The following is an 18,510-nucleotide window of genomic DNA, read 5'->3' as shown; positions in this document are numbered from 1 at the left end:
TCGTTGCACTCGGAGACAATGACGTCGAGTCCGGCCCCGCCGGGGGCGGCGCGACCACGGACCGACCAGGAGCCGCCAGATGAGCAAAAAGGGTGCACCCGCACAGCAGCCCCGACCGGACGACGGTTGGTGGGAAACGGTCTACGAAGGGCCGGCGGGCACCCTCCCCGACACTCCGGACGCGGTACCGGGGGAGGGTAGCGTCGACGACTGGTTCGACACGGCGGCCGGGCTGATCGGCCAGCAGCGCACGGGTGGGCCGGAGGGCGAGGCGAAGCCCGCGATGGCGCCCGAGGTGGCGGAACCTGCGGCGCCGGCGGCGCCGGTGCCCGAGGGGTCGGCCCCCGAGGCGTCGGAGCGGGCCGTGCCGGAGCCCGACCTGCTGGAGCGGGACAGCATCGACGACTGGTTCGACACCGCGGTCGGGGTGATCGGGCAGCAGCGCGGGCCGGAGGAGACGCACCGGTTCCCGGCCCCGGCCTGGGCGGCCGCGCCCGAGGCGGAGGCGGGGCCCGAGCCGGAGCCGGGTCCGGGTCCGGAGGCGGTGGAGGAGCCCGTTCTCCGGAAGGGCCCGGAGCCGGCACCGGAGCCGGACCCCGTGGTGGAGCCCGAGCCCGAGCCCGAGCCCGAGCCCGAGCCGACGAGTGCCGGCCCCGAGCCCGCCGTCGAGCCCGAGCCCGAGCCCGCTCCTGCGCCCGAGCCCGAACCCGACCCCGTCCCCCCGGCTGCGGCGGTGGCCGTCGCCCGCCCCGCCGCCCGGTCGGTACTCGCCGACGCCGGGCCCGCCGTCCCGCACGTCGGCGAGCGCCCGCCCACGTACGGGCCCGAGCCGACCGCCGTACCGGAGGCCGACCCGGGCTCGCTCGGCGCCGTGGTGCCGGACACCGTGCTGGAGGGGGCCCAGTACGCCACCGCCACCGTGCGCGCCGTCTCGGTCCGCGGCGACTCCGCCCGCTACCGCGGCGAGCCCCGCCGGGACGCGCTGCTGGTGACCAGGTTCGGCGAGGGCACGGACGGCCTGCTGCTCGCCGTGCTCGGCGGCTTCGACCGCACGGGCGCGGGCTCCGCCGAGACGCTTGCCGGCCTCGCCGACATCGCCCCGGAGGCGGTCGCGACGGCCTCCGCCGAGGCGTGCCGCCAGCTCGCCGCCGCGATCGGCCGCAGTCGGGCCGGCCTCGCCGCCGACCTGCGCGACGGCGCGCGGGACCGCCTCCGCTACGGCCTCCAACGGCTCGCGACGGCCGCCGCCGCCCCGCTGCGCGGCCTGGCCCCCCGGGCGGCCGGCGAGGACCCGGTCTTCCCGGCCTCGCTGCACTGCCTGCTGCTCTCGCTCGACCCGTCGGCCTCCTACCGGGCGGCCTTCGGGGTCGGCCCCGGCGGGCTCTACCTGCTGCGCTCCGGTCACTGGATCGACGCCTACGCGGCCCGGCTGCTGCACCACCCGGACGGTCAGCCCCCGCTGCCGGACGGTCCGGCGCCGGACCCCCGCCCGTTCCGGTTCCGGATGGTCCCGGCCACTCCGGGCGACATCCTGCTGCTCTGCACCCCGGGTCTGGCCCGGCCGATCGCCGACGAGCCGGCCGTCGCGCACTTCCTCGCCGCCCACTGGGCACACCCGCACCCGCCGGGCACCGTGGACTTCCTGCGCCAGGTCCAGGTCCGTGCCAAGGGGTACGCCGACGACCGCACGGCGGCCGCGATCTGGACGGAGTGACGCTGCCGGAGTCCCTCCGTCAGGCGGGCGCCAGCAGGGTCCGGCAGGCCGACTCCGCGAGGTGCAGGGCCCTCGCGCGGAGCGCGCCGGGCAGGCCGAGCGCGAGCGGTACGGCGAGACCGTCCAGCAGCGCGCGGATCTGGGCGGCCCGCTCGGTGGTCGCTCCGGGCGCCGCGGCGAAGGAACCGGAGGCGGCGCCTTCGTCGAGCAGGGCGACCAGGTCGGCGTCCCAGGGGGCCTCGATCTCCAACTGCCCCTGCCGCAGCTCCTCGCTGGCGGGGGAGCGCCCCCACACCTCCACCCAGAGGATCCAGCGCGGATCGCCCGCGCCCTCGGGCAGGTAGAGCCGGGTGTAGTCGCCCAGCCGCTCCCAGACGTCCCGGTCGCCGTCGGCCAGCGCGGTGCGGCGGCGGGCCCCGAGCTGGTCCTCGCTCCAGCGCAGCGTCTCCAGCAGCAGTTGGTCCTTGCTGCCGAAGTAGTAGAGCAGGTGACCGGCGCTCATCTGCAGCTGCTTGCCGAGGCCGGCCATGGTCAGCTTGGCGAGCCCGTGTTCGGCGATGGCGGCCCGCGCGGTGGCGAAGACCTCCTCGCGGGGCCGCGCCGGCCGGCGCGGGCGGGCGTCCGCCATGTGCTGCTCTCCTCTGTGCCGCTGCGACCGCGCCGCAGCGGCACCCACGATACCGGCGGCGCCCGAAGCCCCCCTGACCAGGAGCCCACCGGGCCGACGCCCTGCCCCCGGCCCTCGTGGCGCGGGCGGGTGCCCCGGGGCGAGCCGGATCGAACGGGGGTCCCGTGGTCCGGTGGGAACCCGGGTCATGCTGATGACGGACACCCAGCGCGACCAACCCGACCGGTCCGATCACCCTCCCGACGACGACCGCTGATCGACTGCGCCCCCGCCCGGACTCCCGGGCGGGGGCGCTTCGTCATGCCGGGGGTCAGGGCGGCACTGGGTGTCACTGTGGGCTGCGGCATATGACTAGCAGTGGCACAGAGTGACATTTCGTCAGATTGTCAGACACTCGGAGTAATCTGTCCATGCCGAGTCCACGTCGACTCGGTGAAGGCACAACGATGCCCCCGACCGGGAACTTCCGATTCCCGACGAGGGCGCCGACCAGAGGAGAGCAACCTCCCATGGCTCAGGCTCAACGTAACGCCGTCCTCCGCGCCACCGCCACCGCGTGGTGACCCCTCCCGCTGAACGACGCCGCTTCAACTCCTCCGAGCGCGTGGCCATGTACCTAGCTGCTGGCGGCAACTGCACGAAGTGCGGCACCAAGCTTCTCCCTGGCTGGCACGGCGACCACATCACCCCCTGGTCTGCCGACGGCCCCACCGATGTGATCAACGGGCAGGCACTCTGCCGAGACTGCAACCTGCAGAAGGGCTCAAAGCGCATGGCATGGACTGGCCCGGACCTCCGCGAGTGGCAGCGTGCTGCCCTGACGACATACGTCACGCGTGACGCCCGCGACTTTCTGGTGGTGGCGACCCCGGGCGCCGGCAAGACGAAGTTCGCCCTTCGTCTGGCGAGCGACCTCCTTGAGTCCGGCCAGATCCAGCGGGTGGTCATCGTCGTACCCAGCGATCACCTTAAGGTCCAGTGGGCTGGCGCCGCCCACGAGTGCGGGATGGCGATCGACCCGACGACCAAGAACGGCAATGGCCTGGAGAATCAGACCGACTACCGTGGAGCGGCTGTCACCTATGCCCAGGTCGCCGCCCAGCCAGACCTGCACCGAATGGGCTGCAACCGGCGCACGCTGGTGATTCTCGACGAGGTCCATCACGCGGGAGACGAGAAGGCGTGGGGCGCCGCCGTCAAGCACGCCTTCGGGGAAGCCACCCGCCGGCTCGCACTGTCCGGCACGCCGTTCCGATCCGACAACAACCCCATCCCCTTCGTACGGTACGAGAAAGACAGCGACGGGGTGCCGCGTTCGATCGCCGACTACACCTATGGCTACGGCCGGGCGATCCGGGACAAGGTGTGCCGTCAAGTCGACTTCCACTTCTACGACGGCGAGATGAAGTGGATGGACTCGGGGTCGGTGACCTCCAGCGCCAACCTCTCGGCCGAGCTTGAGCGAGGCGACGTCTCTGCCGTCCTGGAAACTGCACTCGACCCGGTGACCGGCTGGATGAAGGGGCTGCTGATCAAGGCTGACAGCACCCTCACCGCCATGCGGGTCGAGGCGCCCCGGGCTGGCGGGCTGGTCATCGCTTACCGGGCTCCTCAGGCAAAGGCCTACGCCAAGATGCTGAAGGCCATCACCGGGGAGGAGCCCGTGGTGGTGCTGTCCGAGGACGGGCCGGAGGCCAAGCTGGGCATCGACCGGTTCTCCGACGGCGATCAGCGGTGGCTGGTCGCGGTGCGCATGGTGTCGGAGGGTGTCGATGTCCCGCGGCTGGCGCTCGGGGTGTACGCCACGAAGACGAAGACGGAGATGTTCTTTCGCCAGGCCGTGGGGCGGTTCGTCCGACGCCAGGGCAAGGATGACGAGCAGATTGCGATGGTCTTCGCCCCGGCCCTCTCAGGTCTCCGGATCATGGCGGCACAGATCGAGCAGGAGATTCGGCACGAACTCGAACTCGAAGACGAGGAGATCGAGCGCGAGCTGAGCGATGGCAACGGGCAGCAGATGCTGGACCTCTTCGCACGCATCCCGCTCGCGGCGTCCCAGCCCACGTTTCATGGTGCAATCCATGGCGGGACCGAGTGGACTGCGGAGGAGAACGAGCGCGCCGAGGAACTGCTGAAGAAGCACGACTTCCCGCCGAGCGTGCTGGCGTCGATGCGCAAGCTCGTACGGGAGGAGCTCAGCGAGCTGACCAAGGTGGGGACCGTGCCGATGCCTATTCCGGCGCAGGGCACCCAGCTGGCGGCTGGGGCCGCAGACGAGCCGCTCCACCGGAAGCGGAAGGCGTTGGCGGACCAGCTGACGAAGCGGTCACGCCATGCGGTGTTCAAGCTCGGGCTGGAGCACATGGACGTACAGTGGCGGGTCAACCAGATCATGGGCGTGCGAAAGCGTGCCGATGCAAGTGTCCAGCAGCTCCAGAAGGGCTTGGAGTTCGTGGAGCAGATGCTCCGTGAGGCGCAGTGACCGCCCAGGAAGAGGGCCGCGCGCGGGGAACGCTCGTGGAGGCGCTGTCCTCGGCACTGGATCGGGGCGGCAGCGGCCTGGACAACGCTCCGGAACTGCTGCGGCGGTTGCTGACCGACGGGTCCTGGCGGTCCTTCGTCACCGTTCGCGGCGAGCTGGTGGAGTATGAGCGGCTCGCCGATTTCGTGACCACTCCACCGTTGAAGGGACTGGGCGCGACAGTGGCCCTGGTCCGTCGGGTGGTGGACGACGACCCGGTGGCACTCGACCTGCTCGACCAGGCCCTGCAAGTGCAGCATGGGGGCGACAGAAGCAAGGTTGATATTATCAACCTTGCTCAACCGGACGGCACTTCACGAGCAGCCGCACTCCGCCGTCTCCGGAAGGACACCCCCGAGCTACATGCCGAAGTGCTGGCTGGCCGCTTGTCCGCGCACGCAGCAATGATCCAGGCCGGGTTCCGGCGCCGGACCGTGAGCGTGCCCGTTGACGACGCCGAGGCAACCGCGCGCGCTTTGCGGAAACACCTGACCCCCGATGCCCTTGCAGCCCTCGCTCACCTCCTCGCCAAGGAGGCATCGTGACAGCAGCCACGGTCTATCGGCCCGTTGGCACCGCCCGGATCAAGGTCCGCCTGCCCTATGCCGTCGGCAACCGGGCGTGGATCCACAGCATTCTCGGGGATCTGACCCGACCGGAGTGGAACCGGGAGGACAAGTCCTGGGACATCTCGCGCCAGCACATGCGCACGCTGGTTGAGGCCCTCGCGGAACGCTTCGGCTCAGTGGACGTGACCATCGACTTCCGCACGAACAGCCGATGCGACGACCGTTGCCGCGATGCGGAGGGTGACGACTGCGATTGCCAGTGCATGGGCGAGAACCACGGTGGCGCTGCCTACTGGCGGAACTGGAGGGAAGTAGGCGAAACGACTCTCGTAGCTACTGCTGGCATCAGCCAGCGAGTCTTCCGGGTGGTCAGTCGATGACGTAGCGCCCCGCCCTCCTCCAGGATGGCGGGGCGCTTCTCGCATTTCGGCCCGCCGCGACAGCAGCGGTGGGCATCATGGCGGCATGGCTTTCGATGATCCGCTGTCACCGGCCTCCGCCTGGCGGCTCGGCGAGCTGTCGAACATGGCACAAGGGCTGGCGCCAGAGCCGCGGGCCCAGGTGACCGCCGCGATCCGCGAGGTGATGCAGCGGCCGACTGCGGAGAACGCCTGCGCCCTGGTGGTCGTGCTCCGCGCGGCTGGCCTGGACTGGTAGCGCCTACGCTGCGGCCGCCTGCCCGTCCAGCTGCCGCTTCGCGCGGTCGAGCGAGGCCTGCCAGGTCTGCGCGTAGCAGGGCTCGGCCGCGGTGCGGGCCTGCTCCCAGATGGGGTGCGCGCGTAGGGCGAGCATCGCCTGGACGTACAGGTCGCGGGCGGCGTCGACGTCCCCGTCGGCGAGCCGGGCCTCGGTCATGCCGCGGTCGGCCTGAACGACGGCGACGTGGAGGGGCGGCAGTTCGTCGGGCAGCGGCAACGGCTGGGCATGCCGCCATCGTACGAGAGGCCACCGACAGGGCCGATAGGCTCGGCGCATGGTGAGATCCGTGGTGTTCGACATCGGCGAGACCCTGACCAGTGACACCCGCTACTGGGCGGACTGGGCCCGGTGGCTTGGAGTGCCGGCGCACACCATGTCGGCTCTGGTCGGAGCGGTGGTGGCGGAGGGCCGGGACAACGCCGACGCGATTCGGATCATCAGGCCGGGCATAGATGTCGGCGCGGAGTGGCGGGCCCGCCAGGCGGCCGGCCGAGGCGATTTCCTCGACGAGTCGGACCTCTACCCCGATGTCCGTCCGGCCCTGGCTCGGCTGCAGTCGTGCGGCTGGTGGGTGGGCATCGCCGGAAACCAGAACGAGCAGGTGACAGGGTTGCTACGTGGTCTTGCCCTGCCTGCCGACGCCATTGCGACGTCGGGTGAGTGGGGCGTGTCCAAGCCGGCGCCCGGGTTCTTCGAGCGGGTCATCGATTGGGCGCCGGGGGACCCCAGCGAGATCGTGTACGTCGGCGACCACCCCGCCAACGACGTGGCCCCGGCAGCGCGCGCCGGGCTGCGGACCGCGCACCTCCGTCGCGGTCCGATCGGGCTGACCACCTCGGCGCCCGACGCAAACTGGACGGTCTCCTCGCTCACCGAGCTGGCCGATCTGCTGGTCAGTCGATAGCAGGATCGCCCCGACGGCGTGGTCGTCGGGGCGATCAAGCCCGGCGCTGCGCGGGCGCCGGTACCGTTCCGAGTGCGACCACGGAACGGAGTCCAGTATGCCCGGCACCAGCGCTACCGCACTCGGCTTGCGCATCAAAACCGCCCGGCTTGCCGCTGGTCTGACGCGGCAGCAGGTGTACGACGCATCGGGTGTCAGCGTCAGCATGCTCCGTAAGGTCGAGACGGGAGAGCGGGCCCCGAGCGACGATGTCCTGGGGGCCCTGGCCCGGACGATGCGCACCAGCCCGGAGGAACTGACAGGCGGGCCAGCCCGGACGGACAGTCGCGTTCACCTCGCCATTCCGTCCTTGCAGCGTGCGATCGCTGGCTACGACCTGCCTGAGGACGGGCCCACCCGCCCGCTCGACGAACTGGCGACGGCCGTCGTCGCGGTGGTGGAAGACCGCGTCCAGTCCCAGTACGCCCGCCTCGCTCAGCAGGTGACTGGGCTGCTGGAGGAGTTGTTCCGCGCGGTCGATCAGGCCAGTGGCCGCGATCGGGAGCGGGCCGCGCACCTCCTGGCCCTGGCCGTCCGGTCGGCGGATGCCGTCGCCTACAAGTACGGCTACCGCGACCTCAGCGGCCGCCTGGTGGAGCTGATGAGATGGGCAGCTGAGCTGGCAGGCGACCGGGCGCTATCGGCGGCTGCGGACTATGTGCGCATGGAGATCTTCTTCTCGGCGAATCGGCTCGGCCCGGGGCTGCGGTCTCTGCGTGCGGCGGTGGACCGTATGCCGGCCCCCACCACTGAGCCGCTGGCCGCAGCCGCTGCAGCGCTGCACATGCGGGCCGCTGTAGCTGCGGGCCGGATGGGGCAGGCGGACGATGCCCGGGCTCACCTTCGGGAGGCCGAGCGGCTCGCGGCCGAGGTGCGGGAGCGGCTTTACGACGGCACCGCAGTGGGCCCGGACTCGCTGGAGATCCACCGTCTGTCGGTGGCCGTTGAGCTGGGCGAGCCGGGGGATCTGCGCGCTGCGGTGGACGCGGCTGCGAGGTGGGCGCCGCCCCGCGGTCTTCCGGCTGAGCGCCGTAGCCACTACTACATCGACCTCGGCAGGGCCCAGGTGCAACTCGGCCGCCCGCAGCACGCTGCCGAGAGTCTGCTGGTGGCGAGGCAGATTGCGCCGCAGCATGTCCGGGAGCACGGGCAGGTGCGGGCGGAGCTGGCCACGATGGTGCGGCTGACACGGGGGCGGGACCAGAAGGTGCTCGCTCTGGCCCGCTGGGCGAAGGCCGTCTGAGGCAGGACGCCGGAGTGCCACAGGTTGTGGCACTTCTGGGGGTTCCAGGTGGGGATCGTAGTGGGCGTGACAGAGACACAGGTCCCGGCTGCGGTTGAACCGGGAACGATCAGCCCCGCGCGGCTGCATGGGGAGGCGTGTATCACCTGCGGTTCTCCGGAACCGCCGCTGGTGCCGGCCGGCCACCGCTACACAAAGACCGGTGAGAAGACGTCGCCGCTCGGTTGGCCTGTCGTCGCACACCCTGACTGCCGAACCGCCCCTGAGGAGGAGCAGTGAGCAGTGACCTGACGATCGAGGTACCGGGGCGGCTGCCCTCGCAGACCCTTGTGCAGGATGAGGCGCTCCGCAGGTTGTGGCGGATCGTGGTCGAGCTGGACCTGTGCGAGACCCAGCACGAGGCGATGCGGCGGCAGCTCTGCGGGGACAACCCTGGAGTCCTGCCTGCGCTGGCCGTCGAGGGCAGCATGGACTGGACGCTGGATCTCCGCCGCGGCGCCCGGCTGGTGATGCGGGTGTCCCGGCCCGGCGCGCGATCGCCGCAGCAGCGCATAGGCGACCGGTACGTCCCGGTGCAGCTGCCGGGGACCAGCCGCTGCCCGGGCCTGTGGGCCGTACAGGACACGCAGACCGGCCGCCTGGTCCGCGAGGTCGAGGACGACGCCGAGCTCCGGTTCGGCATCGAGGACGGCGCCCGCGGGTGGATTGCACGCCAGAGCAATCTGGCCGGCTACCAGTCGACCCGCAGCATCGCAGCTGGCGGTGCCGCGTGAGCGCTGCCAGCGGCCAGGCGATCGAGCGCGAGGACCCCGGGGAGATGCCGGCCGCGTGCGACGGGTGCCAGACCTGCGCCGAGCTGACGCGGCAGCACGCCGACGCCTCGAAACGGTTCGACTACTCGGCGGCCGTGGACGTGCGTATCTGGATGCGCGGACACCAGTCCTGGCACCACCCGGACCATCGGATCGCCGTCTCCTGATCGCCCTGGCCGGCGTACGGCGGTGCGCCGGCCAGGGCTACCGCAGCCTCACTCGCCACCGATCAGCGCGGAGCACCATGTCGGCGGTCTCCACCGGTCGACCAGAGGCCGTGTACCGGGTGCGCTGGATCAGCCAGGCGGGCACGCCCTGAGGCAGGCCGAGCTGGTCTGCTTCGGGGCCTGTCAGGTGGTGTAGCTGTGCGTCCGCGCGGCACTCGTGCCAGGCGCTGGCGCGTTCTCCGGCCCACCAGGTGGTGATGAGGTGGCTGGGTCTGAGGTCTGGGTCGAGCATCTCCTCGCGGTGCCAGCGAAGCCGGGTTCGCTCGGGCAGGTCGAGCCGGCTGGCAAGGCCGGCGTCTGCTCGGCAGCTGCCGGTGGCCCTTTCCCGCGGGGGTAGGGCCAGGCTCCATCGGGTCGAGGAGAGTGCGCACACAGCAGGAGGATGCGCTACGAAGAGCCGCGTCCGCCGAGTTCCTTCGAGTTCTCCGGCACGCCGTAACTCGGCCATACCGAGGCGCGCGGCCGCATCGGTCACTCCCAGTTCCGTAACGCAGGCGGCCGGAGTCGAGCTCTAACCAGGCACTCCCAAGAAGTGCGCGGCGGCCCGACTCCGGCTCCTGCCAAGATCAAGTGGGAGAATAGTGGGAGATGATCTTCGTGAACCGCTGCTGGCTACTGCTGGATCCTAGTGGGTCACGAAACGGGGAAGTCCCAGGCCAGTGCTCTGACCTGCCGGAACGTCACACCTTGGGCTGCTGCTGGGTGATGCAGTGGATGCCGCCGCCGTTGGCGAAGATCTCGCGGGCGTCGACCAGTTCGACGGTGCGGCCGGGGTAGGCCTGGCCGAGGACGGCGGCGGCCTCCTGGTCGCGGGGGTCGTCGAAGGCGCAGAGCACCACGGCGCCGTTGGCCACGTAGTGGTTGATGTAGGAGTAGTCGACCGGCTCGCCGTCCTCGTCCGACAGGACGGTGGGGGCGGGGAGTTCGATGACCTCCAGGGCGCGGCCCCGGGCGTCGGTGGACGCGCGCAGGATCGCCACCAGCTCCTGGCACACCTCGTGGTCGGGGTGGGCCGGGTCCGGCTGGACGTGGGCGACCACGACGCCGGGGCGGACGAAGGAGGCGACGATGTCGATGTGGCCACGGGTGCCGAACTCGTCGTAGTCGCGGGTGAGTCCGCGCGGCAGCCAGATCGCCTTGGTGGTGCCGAGGTGGGCGTGCAGCTCGGCCTCGACCTCCTCGCGGGTCCAGTCGGAGTTGCGGCCCTCGCCGAGCTGCACGGTGTCGGTGACGAGCACGGTGCCCTCGCCGTCGACGTGGATGCCGCCGCCCTCGTTGATCAGGCGGGAGGCGAAACGCTGAACACCCGTCAGTTCGCTGATGTGCTCGGCGATGTGCTGGTCGTTGTCCCAGCGGGCCCAGGACTGCGCCCCCCAGCCGTTGAAGATCCAGTCGGCGGCGGCCAGCGAGCCCTTGCCGTCGATCAGGAAGGACGGGCCGATGTCGCGCATCCAGGCGTCGTCCAGCGGGCGCTCGACGATCTCGACCTCGGGGGCGACGTACTTGCGCGCCTCCTCGGTCTCGCCGGTGTTGACCACCAGCGTCACCGGCTCGTACCGGACGATGGTGTTGGCCACCGCGGCCCAGGCCTCGCGCCCGGCGTGCAGGTGCTCCGGGCTGTCGAAGGTCGGGTTGGTGGTGGGGAACGCCATCCAGGTCCGCTCGTGCGGGTGCCACTCGGCGGGCATCCGGTAGCCGAGCGAGGCGGGGGTGGGGGTCATCTTCGCGTCCTTGGAGGGGAGGTGAGGGTGGGTCAGAGGAAGTACAGGCGGCTGAGCGAGACGCTGTCGGCGGGCTCGGAGCGCAGCGGGTCGCCGTCCAGCGAGACCAGGCCGGTCTCGGTGACCTGCACGTCGCCGATCCGGGCGTTGCGGACCATGTCGCGCGGGCCGATGCCGCGGGTGTTGCGGACGCCGACCCGGCGGCGCCGGGTGGGCATGCCGTCGGCGGCCCGGTCCAGGTAGGCGCCGTCGGCGGCGGCCTGGGCGACGAAGGCGACCGAGAGGTCGGCGGCGGTGGCGCCGTGGGCGCCGAACTGGGGGCCCAGTACGAGGGGTTCGCAGCGGTCGGTGGAGGCGTTGGGGTCGCCCACGACGCCGTAGGCGGGGAAGCCGGCCTTCAGGACGAGCTGCGGCTTGGCGCCGAAGTGGTCGGGGCGCCACAGGACGATGTCGGCGAGCTTGCCGACCTCGATCGAGCCGACCTCGTGGGCCAGGCCGTGGGCGATCGCCGGGTTGATGGTGAGCTTGGCGATGTAGCGCAGGACGCGCTCGTTGTCGTCGCCGCCCTCGGCCGTCCCGTAGGAGCCGGTGCCGTCGAGGGCGCCGAGCTCGGCCTTCATCTTGCCGGCCATGGCGAAGGTGCGGCGCACGGTCTCGCCTGCCCGGCCCATGCCCTGGGCGTCGGAGGAGGTGATGCCGATGACGCCGAGGTCGTGCAGGACGTCCTCGGCGCCCATGGTGCCGGCCCGGATGCGGTCGCGGGCCATCGCGGCGTCGCCGGGGAGGTCGACCTTGAGGTCGTGGGCGGAGACGATCATGCCGAAGTGCTCGCCGAGGGCGTCGCGGCCGAACGGCAGGGTGGGGTTGGTGGAGGAGCCGATGACGTTCTCGACGCCCGCCATCTTGAGGACGTTGGGGACGTGCCCGCCGCCGCAGCCCTCGATGTGGAAGGCGTGGATGGTGCGGCCTGCCAGGACCTTGAGGGTGTCCTCCACGGAGAGGCACTCGTTGAGGCCGTCGGTGTGCAGGGCGACCTGGACGTCGTACTCCTCGGCGACCCGCAGGGCGGTGTCCAGGGCGCGGGTGTGGGCGCCCATGTCCTCGTGCACCTTGAAGCCGGAGGCGCCGCCCTCGGCGAGGGCCTCGACCAGCGGGGCCGGGTCGGAGGAGGAGCCGCGGCCGAGGAAGCCGATGTTGACCGGCCAGGCGTCGAAGGCGTTGAAGGCGTGCCGCAGCGCCCAGGGCGAGTTCACGCCCACGCCCCAGACCGGGCCGAACTCCTGGCCGATGATCGTGGTGACGCCGGAGGCGAGCGAGGCCTCCATGATCCGCGGCGAGAGCAGGTGGACGTGGGTGTCGATGGCGCCGGCGGTGGCGATCATGCCCTCGCCGGAGACGATGGTCGTCCCGGTGCCGACGACGACCTCCACGCCGGCCAGGGTGTCCGGGTTGCCGGCGCGGCCGATGGCGGCGATCCGGCCGTCGATCAGACCGATCGAGGTCTTCCGGATGCCCTGGATCGCGTCGATCACCAGCACGTTGCTGATCACCACGTCGCAGGTGTCGCGGACGGCGGCGGCCTTGAGGTGCAGGCCGTCCCGGGCGGTCTTGCCGAAGCCGGCCAGGAACTCCTCGCCGGGCGCCTGCGAGTCGGACTCGACCCGGACGATCAGACCGGAGTCGCCGAGCCGGATCCGGTCCCCGGCGCGCGGACCGTGCACCGCGATGTAGTCGTGCGGGGTGATGGCGGTCACGATTCCACCTCGGCGTCGTCGAAGTTGGTCAGGTAGCCGGTCGCGCGGGCCTTGGCCAGGGCGGCCTCCTTGGCGCCGGGCGCGTCCAGCGGGCCGTCCACCAGCCCGGCGAAGCCGATCGCGACCCGCTCGCCGCCGATCGGCACCAGGCCGACCTCGACGGTGGCGCCCGGGTCGAAGCGGACCGAGGAGCCGGCCGGTACCGCGAGGTGGGTCCCGTAGGCGGCGGCGCGGTCGAAGGCCAGGCGCGGGTTGGCCTCGAAGAAGTGGAAGTGCGAGGTGACCGAGATCGGCACCCCGGAGGTGTTGTGGACGGGCAGCACCACCGTCTCCTCGACGGGGTCGTAGCCCGTGCCCGCGCCGATCAGCGCGCCGCCGGGCGCGTCGTCACCGAGCGAGCCGGCGCCCTTGAACGGGTCGTTCACCACGGCCAGCCGGGTGCCGTCGTCGAACACCGCCTCGACCTGGACCACGGTGACCACGTCCGGGACGCCGGGGAGCACGTCGTCGGCGGTGAGCACGCTGCGCCCGGCCTCGATGGCCTCGGCGAGCCGCCGGCCGTCGCGCGCGGCCTCGCAGACGGTGTCGGCGATCAGGGCGTGCGCTTCGGGGACGTTGAGGCGTACGCCTCGGGCGCGCCGGGCGCGGGCCAGCTCGGCTGCTGTGAAGATCAGCAGCCGGTCCCGCTCGGTGGGGGTCAGTCGCACGGTTCCTCGCTCGCGGTCGCCGGGGGGGGTGCCGATGGGTGCTGGGGGTGCTGGGGGTACTGGGGGTGAAGTTAGAACGGCGTTCAAACATCTCGGGTCATTGAACCCGGACCCGGCCGCTCTGTCCAGCGTTGCCCGAAAACGACTCGTACGCATCGCAAACCTGTCCGGCGCGGGCAGTTGGATCACGAGTGCCGCGCCGTGCCCCTTTCACCCCAGGTGATCGGACGCACACTGTTCCAAACGGCGAAAGCTGGGCATGAGGATGGTGGTCAGAACGAGGCGGCCACCCGACCGGCGGGGGATCCGGCAGCGGGTGCCCGGATTGAGGGCGGGGGCAAGTGGTGATGGACGGTCAGTCGCGATTCCCGCGGCAGCGGACGGGCTCGGGGGACGCCTTCCGAGCCAGGCCCCAGGGGGGTGCGCCGGGTGCGTCGGCGGCCACGGGCACGGCGGGCCAGGCACTGCCGAGCATTCCGGCCCCGGGGTGTGCGTTGAACCGCCGGCTGCACGTGACGCTCGACGCGGCCGACCTGGTCGCGGTCGGCGCGGTCCGCCGGCGGCTGCGCTCCGCGCTCGGCCACTGGGGGGTGCCCGAGCTGGCCGACACGGCGGAGCTGCTCTCCTCCGAGCTGGTCACCAACGCGTTGCTGCACACCGGCCAGGGTGCGGTCTTCGACGCGGTGCTCACCGCCGACCTGCGGTTGCGGATCGAGGTCCAGGACAGCGTCACCCGGCTGCCCGGCCGGCGCCGGGACGCGGACGCCGAGTACGCCACCTCGGGGCGCGGGCTGCTGCTGGTCGAGGCGCTGGCCGACTCCTGGGGGGTCCAGCTGCGCGGGGACGGCAAGGTCACCTGGTTCGAGCTGGTCACCGCCTGAGCTGTTCGGGCTGGTCGCCGCCCGCGCTCCCGCCGCGTGACGCCCGCCCGCCTCCGCGCCCGCCGTCGCCGCGCCTCCGCGCCCGCCCGCCGCCGCGCCGCTCCGGTGGCCCCGGCTCCACCCGTTCGGCGCAGTTCCGGACCCCGGCCGACCCGGCGTCCGAGCCGGGAGGACCAGGTCGTTCGCCGCCGAACGGCACCTCCGGGCGAAGGGCGAGCCGAAGATTCCCGGTCCGGTGCCATTGCCGCTCGGCCGAACATTGGCGAGGATGGTGGGAATGTGTGTCCACGTGCGGCAAACAGCGGGGAGACCTCACCTCGACTGGTCGCCGCCCGGCCGCACGGTCCGATCGAGCACCACCCACTCACACTGCCCCGCGGCCAGGCCGGACACCCGGCGCGGCTCGCCACGGCAGCGGCAGGAGCAGCATGCCCACTGAGCCCGAGTCGCCGGGGCCGGCGCTTCCTCCCGGTCAGTCCACGGCCGGGTCGGGGCGGGCGAGACCACCCGCCCAGGCGGTGCGCAGGCACGCACTGCGGACGACGCCCGGACTCGCCGGGGGCCGGCTGGCGCCGATGCTCTCGGGTGGCCTGCCCGTCGCCTCCGGGGACTCCACGCCGGACTGGCTGGAGCCCGCGATGGCCGCCAACGGCATCGGCTCCTTCGACTGGGACATCCGCCGCGACGTCCTGGAGGGCGACCAGCGGGCCTGCGCGATCATGGGCCTGGACGCGGCCGAGCGGGACCGCTTCGACCGCACCTCGTCCTCCTTCCTGGCCCTGCTGCACCCCGAGGACGCGCCGGTGGTGCGCCGCCGGGTCGAGCGCGCGGTCGCCGAGCTGGGCCAGTGCGGCGCCTACTACCGCACCGTCGGGCCGAGCGGGACGATGCGTGCCGTGCGGTTCCGCGGCCGGGTCCTCGCGGACGCCTTCGGCCGGGCCTCGCGGATGGTGGGCTTCATCTGGGACGCCACGGTCGAGCTGCGCAAGCGCGACCGCGCCGACCGGATGGCCCTGCTGCGGGAGGAGCGCTCGCGGTTCATCAAGGAGGCCGCCCGCGCGCTCTCCGAAGCCGTCACCGTCCGTGACGTCGCCCGGGTCTTCACGGAGCTCCCGCTGCCCGGGCTGCCGCCGGACGGCCTGGTGCTGGCCTCCTTCGAGTCCGGCCGGGTACAGATCCTCGGCGCCTCCGGCTACCGGCCCGAGGAGCTCACCTTCTGGGACCGCTCGGTGCTGCCCGCCGACCATCCGGCGGCCGAGGCGCTGCGCAACCGGGCGCCGGTCTTCATCGCCAGCCGCGAGGAGTTCCTGGAGCGCTACGCGAAGGTTTGGACGCCGACCAGCCGGACCGGCCGCAGCTCCTGGGCCTTCCTGCCGCTGGTCGCCAGCGGCCGGCCGATCGGCGTCTGCCTGGTCAGCTTCGACGACGACCGCCAGCTGGACACCGACGAGCGCACCCTGCTCTCCACCCTCGGTGGCCTGGTCGCCCAGTCGCTGGCCCGGGCCCGGCTGCACGACGCCGAGCACGAGCTGGCGGCCGGCCTGCAGCGGGTGATGCTGCCGCGCAATGTCCCGTCGGTGCCCGGCGTGACCACCGCCGTCCGCTACCTGGCGGCCGGCTCCGGCCTGCAGATCGGCGGCGACTGGTACGACGTCGTCCCGCTGCCCGGCGGGCACGTCGGACTGGTGATCGGCGACGTCCAGGGGCACGACGTGCACGCCGCCGGGATCATGGGCCAGCTGCGGATCGCGCTGCGCGCGTACGCGGCCGAGGGCCACCCGCCGGCGGCGGTGATGGCCCGCGCCTCCCGCTTCCTCGCCGACCTGGACACCGACCACTTCGCCACCTGTACCTACGCCGAGGTCAACGTCGACTACGGCGTGGTCTACGCCGTCCGGGCCGGCCACCTCGACCCGCTGGTCCGCCGGGCCGACGGCACCGCCACCGTGGTCCAGGTGGCCGGCGGGCTGCCGCTGGGCATCGCCCCGGACGAGGAGTACCGGGTCACCCGGTTCAGCCTGGACCCGGGTGAGACGGTGCTGCTCTGCACCGACGGCCTGGTCGAGGCGCGCGGCATGGACCTCGACGACGGGATCGCCCGGCTGGCCGAGGTGGTCGCCGGCCCGCTGGCCGAGCGCCGGGAGGGCCACGCCGACCCGCTGGAGGAACTGGCCGACCGGATCTCCTCCCAGGTCGCCGACTCCAGCGAGCGCGAGGACGACATAGCGCTCCTGCTGCTGCGCTGGGACGGCCCGGAGGGCGGCCTCGCCGCCCAGCAGCTGCGCCGCCGGATCGGGCAGGCCGACCTCGAACGGATCTCCGAGGTGCGGGCCGAGCTGCGGGACGCGCTGCGCCGCTGGGGCGTGGCCGAGCTGGTGGACACCGCCGAGCTGCTCGCCTCGGAGCTGGTCACCAACGCGATCCGGCACACCGACCGGGACGCCATGTTCACCGCCCGGCTCTACCGCGAGGCGGCGGCGGACGGCGGCCGGGCCCGGCTGCGGGTCGAGGTGGAGGACGAGTCCGACCTCTGGCCGACCCGCCGGACACCGGGGGAGCAGGCTTCCTCCGGGCGCGGGCTGATGCTGGTCGAGGCGCTGGCGGACGGCTGGGGCGTGGAGCCGCGCGGCTCGGGCAAGCGGATGTGGTTCGAGCTCACCGCGACGACGCCGACGGCCTGACCGGCCCGGCTCACCGGCGCCGGCCGGCCCCGGGCCGCCCGGCGCCCCTGAGCCGGGCGCGGGTCGTGCGCCGGGCGCTGCCGTCCGGCGCACGACCGTCGGCCCTGCGGCGTCCGAGCGGCCCGGGGCCGGCCGGTGGAGCGCCGGCCGGCGGGCGGCCTCAGCCGAACTGCTGCTCCAGGTCCTTCAGCTTGCGCTCCAGCGAGTCGAGCCGGGGCAGCGCGACGGTGTCCTCCTCCATCGTGAGGTCGATGGTGCGCCGCTCCGGGCGGGCCGGCAGCCCGGTCTGCACCACCGGGCCCTCGGCGGCCGGCGCGGGCGGCTCCACGGCGGGCGGCTCCACGGCGGGGCGCTCCGCCATGGGCCCGCCGGTTATGGCGGACTCCTGGCCGGCCTCCAGCTGCCGGGCGGCGCCGCGGCCGCGCCAGGCACTGTTGGAGCGGTTGATGGCCCGGATCTCGGCCCGTTCGCGGCGCCCGGCCAGCCTGCGGCGCTCCTTCTCCATGATCTTCTCCCGCTTGTCGTCGCGGACCTCGTCCACCGCCTCGTCCAGGCTGCGCACGCCCTCCAGCAGCATCAGCGACCAGGCCGCGTAGGTCTCGCGCGGGGCGCGCATCCAGCGGACGATCCGGATCTGCGGCAGCGGGCGCGGGACGAGGCCCTGCTCGCGCAGCGCGGCCCGGCGGGTCTGCTTGAGCGCCCGGTCGAACAGCACGGCGGCCGAGAGCGACATCCCCGCGAAGAACTGCGGGGCACCGGCGTGGCCGAAGCCGCGCGGGGCGTGCACCCAGTTGAACCAGGCGGAGGCACCGGCGAACAGCCAGACCAGCAGGCGCGAGCCGAGTGCGGCGTCACCGTGGCTGGCCTCGCGGACGGCGAGCACCGAGCAGAACATCGCCGCCCCGTCCAGGCCGAACGGGACGAGGTATTCCCAGCCACCGGAGAGGTTGAGGTTCTGCATCCCGAAGCCGACCAGGCCGTGGAACGACAGCGCGGCCGCGACGCCGGCGCAGCAGAACAGCAGCGTGTACGAGGCCGCGCCGTACAGGGATTCCTTGCGGCGGCGGCGTTCCTCGGAACGCTCCCAGGAATCCGAGCCGCGCGGGCCGGCGGATCCCCGATTTCGGACCAGGGCCACCAGCAGGGCGGTGACCAGCAGCACCGCAACGCCGGTGACGGCCCAACCGAGCGGTATGTCGGACAATTTCATCGCCTGGACCAGCCTCGCTTTCCTGCGTCGTGATGGCGGGGACCATCATGGCGGATGCTCGGCCCGAGAATGGCCGATTCTCCGTCAATGCGCTGAGGAGAGGGATTTCTGACGTGGGAGAAGTCCCATTGTCGTATTAATTAAGGGGTGCTATTCCCCGGAATTCCGGGGATTCCGGGGGCCGTCCGAAGGCCGATGCC

The 18,510-nt window shown here is 72.4% G+C and carries 18 protein-coding genes; 11 read left to right on the top strand and 7 right to left on the bottom strand.

Going from position 1 to position 18,510, the window contains the following annotated elements:
- Positions 1-79 precede the first annotated feature (79 nt).
- On the top strand, positions 80-1,714 hold the full coding sequence (locus ABZ497_RS00350) for a hypothetical protein (RefSeq protein WP_359802325.1): 1,635 nt from the start codon (positions 80-82) through the stop codon (positions 1,712-1,714).
- A 19-nt stretch (positions 1,715-1,733) separates the two neighbouring features.
- On the opposite strand, the gene ABZ497_RS00345 is transcribed toward ABZ497_RS00350, so the two are convergent.
- Positions 1,734-2,342, bottom strand: a complete 609-nt coding sequence (locus tag ABZ497_RS00345) for a TetR/AcrR family transcriptional regulator (RefSeq protein ID WP_359802324.1) — start codon at positions 2,340-2,342, stop codon at positions 1,734-1,736.
- Positions 2,343-2,898: 556 nt separating this feature from the next.
- On the opposite strand from ABZ497_RS00345, the gene ABZ497_RS00340 reads away from it, so the two are divergent.
- The 4 genes from ABZ497_RS00340 (at position 2,899) to ABZ497_RS00325 (ending at position 6,089) form a co-directional block, all read left to right on the top strand.
- On the top strand, positions 2,899-4,824 hold the full coding sequence (locus ABZ497_RS00340; protein WP_359802322.1) for a DEAD/DEAH box helicase family protein: 1,926 nt from the start codon (positions 2,899-2,901) through the stop codon (positions 4,822-4,824).
- On the top strand, positions 4,821-5,408 hold the full coding sequence (locus ABZ497_RS00335; RefSeq protein WP_359802319.1) for a hypothetical protein: 588 nt from the start codon (positions 4,821-4,823) through the stop codon (positions 5,406-5,408). Before ABZ497_RS00340 ends, ABZ497_RS00335 begins: the two co-directional genes overlap by 4 nt.
- The gene (locus tag ABZ497_RS00330) at positions 5,405-5,812 is read left to right on the top strand and encodes a hypothetical protein (RefSeq protein WP_359802317.1); all 408 of its coding nucleotides are present in this window, start codon (positions 5,405-5,407) and stop codon (positions 5,810-5,812) included. The genes ABZ497_RS00335 and ABZ497_RS00330 overlap by 4 nt, the downstream gene beginning before the upstream one ends.
- Before the next feature lie 85 nt (positions 5,813-5,897).
- Positions 5,898-6,089, top strand: a complete 192-nt coding sequence (locus tag ABZ497_RS00325; protein WP_359802315.1) for a hypothetical protein — start codon at positions 5,898-5,900, stop codon at positions 6,087-6,089.
- Between the two features lie 3 nt (positions 6,090-6,092).
- Here the strand turns inward: ABZ497_RS00325 and ABZ497_RS00320 are convergent, their stop codons facing one another.
- Entirely contained in the window at positions 6,093-6,347 is a 255-nt protein-coding gene (locus ABZ497_RS00320) for a hypothetical protein (RefSeq protein WP_359802312.1), read from the bottom strand.
- Positions 6,348-6,405: 58 nt separating this feature from the next.
- Here ABZ497_RS00320 and ABZ497_RS00315 point away from each other — a divergent pair, with 58 nt between their 5' ends.
- From ABZ497_RS00315 to ABZ497_RS00300, 4 genes are all read left to right on the top strand, one after another.
- Entirely contained in the window at positions 6,406-7,035 is a 630-nt protein-coding gene (locus tag ABZ497_RS00315) for an HAD family hydrolase (RefSeq protein ID WP_359802310.1), read from the top strand.
- A 97-nt stretch (positions 7,036-7,132) separates the two neighbouring features.
- A complete protein-coding gene (locus ABZ497_RS00310) occupies positions 7,133-8,317 on the top strand; it encodes a helix-turn-helix transcriptional regulator (RefSeq protein WP_359802308.1) in 1,185 nt (394 codons plus the stop codon).
- A gap of 275 nt (positions 8,318-8,592) precedes the next feature.
- Positions 8,593-9,090: a hypothetical protein gene (locus tag ABZ497_RS00305; protein WP_359802305.1), complete on the top strand. Its 498-nt coding sequence runs from the start codon at positions 8,593-8,595 to the stop codon at positions 9,088-9,090.
- Positions 9,087-9,296 carry a hypothetical protein gene (locus ABZ497_RS00300; RefSeq protein WP_359802303.1) on the top strand — a complete coding sequence of 70 codons (210 nt, stop codon included), beginning with the start codon at positions 9,087-9,089 and terminating at the stop codon, positions 9,294-9,296. Before ABZ497_RS00305 ends, ABZ497_RS00300 begins: the two co-directional genes overlap by 4 nt.
- A gap of 37 nt (positions 9,297-9,333) precedes the next feature.
- On the opposite strand, the gene ABZ497_RS00295 is transcribed toward ABZ497_RS00300, so the two are convergent.
- The 4 genes from ABZ497_RS00295 to ABZ497_RS00280 form a co-directional block, all read right to left on the bottom strand.
- The gene (locus ABZ497_RS00295; protein WP_359802300.1) at positions 9,334-9,588 is read right to left on the bottom strand and encodes a UTRA domain-containing protein; all 255 of its coding nucleotides are present in this window, start codon (positions 9,586-9,588) and stop codon (positions 9,334-9,336) included.
- 448 nt (positions 9,589-10,036) lie between these two features.
- Positions 10,037-11,077: an agmatine deiminase family protein gene (locus ABZ497_RS00290; RefSeq protein WP_359802298.1), complete on the bottom strand. Its 1,041-nt coding sequence runs from the start codon at positions 11,075-11,077 to the stop codon at positions 10,037-10,039.
- Positions 11,078-11,109: 32 nt separating this feature from the next.
- On the bottom strand, positions 11,110-12,822 hold the full coding sequence (locus tag ABZ497_RS00285; RefSeq protein ID WP_359802977.1) for an urease subunit alpha: 1,713 nt from the start codon (positions 12,820-12,822) through the stop codon (positions 11,110-11,112).
- 5 nt (positions 12,823-12,827) lie between these two features.
- The gene (locus ABZ497_RS00280) at positions 12,828-13,538 is read right to left on the bottom strand and encodes an urease subunit gamma (protein ID WP_359802295.1); all 711 of its coding nucleotides are present in this window, start codon (positions 13,536-13,538) and stop codon (positions 12,828-12,830) included.
- Positions 13,539-14,032: 494 nt separating this feature from the next.
- Between ABZ497_RS00280 and ABZ497_RS00275 the strand changes: the two genes are divergently transcribed.
- Both ABZ497_RS00275 and ABZ497_RS00270 read left to right on the top strand, forming a co-directional pair.
- Positions 14,033-14,419, top strand: a complete 387-nt coding sequence (locus ABZ497_RS00275) for an ATP-binding protein (protein ID WP_359802292.1) — start codon at positions 14,033-14,035, stop codon at positions 14,417-14,419.
- A 518-nt stretch (positions 14,420-14,937) separates the two neighbouring features.
- The gene (locus tag ABZ497_RS00270) at positions 14,938-17,100 is read left to right on the top strand and encodes a SpoIIE family protein phosphatase (protein ID WP_359802289.1); all 2,163 of its coding nucleotides are present in this window, start codon (positions 14,938-14,940) and stop codon (positions 17,098-17,100) included.
- Positions 17,101-17,260: 160 nt separating this feature from the next.
- On the opposite strand, the gene ABZ497_RS00265 is transcribed toward ABZ497_RS00270, so the two are convergent.
- Complete coding sequence (locus tag ABZ497_RS00265) at positions 17,261-18,310, bottom strand: DUF2637 domain-containing protein (RefSeq protein ID WP_359802286.1); 1,050 nt, start codon at positions 18,308-18,310, stop codon at positions 17,261-17,263.
- Between the last annotated feature and the right edge of the window lie 200 nt (positions 18,311-18,510).

The sequence above is a fragment of the Kitasatospora sp. NPDC005751 genome (assembly GCF_040630835.1).
Classification (GTDB): domain Bacteria; phylum Actinomycetota; class Actinomycetes; order Streptomycetales; family Streptomycetaceae; genus Kitasatospora.
Note: the sequence above shows the minus strand (reverse complement) of the source record. Positions and strands in the feature narration are given on the sequence as shown.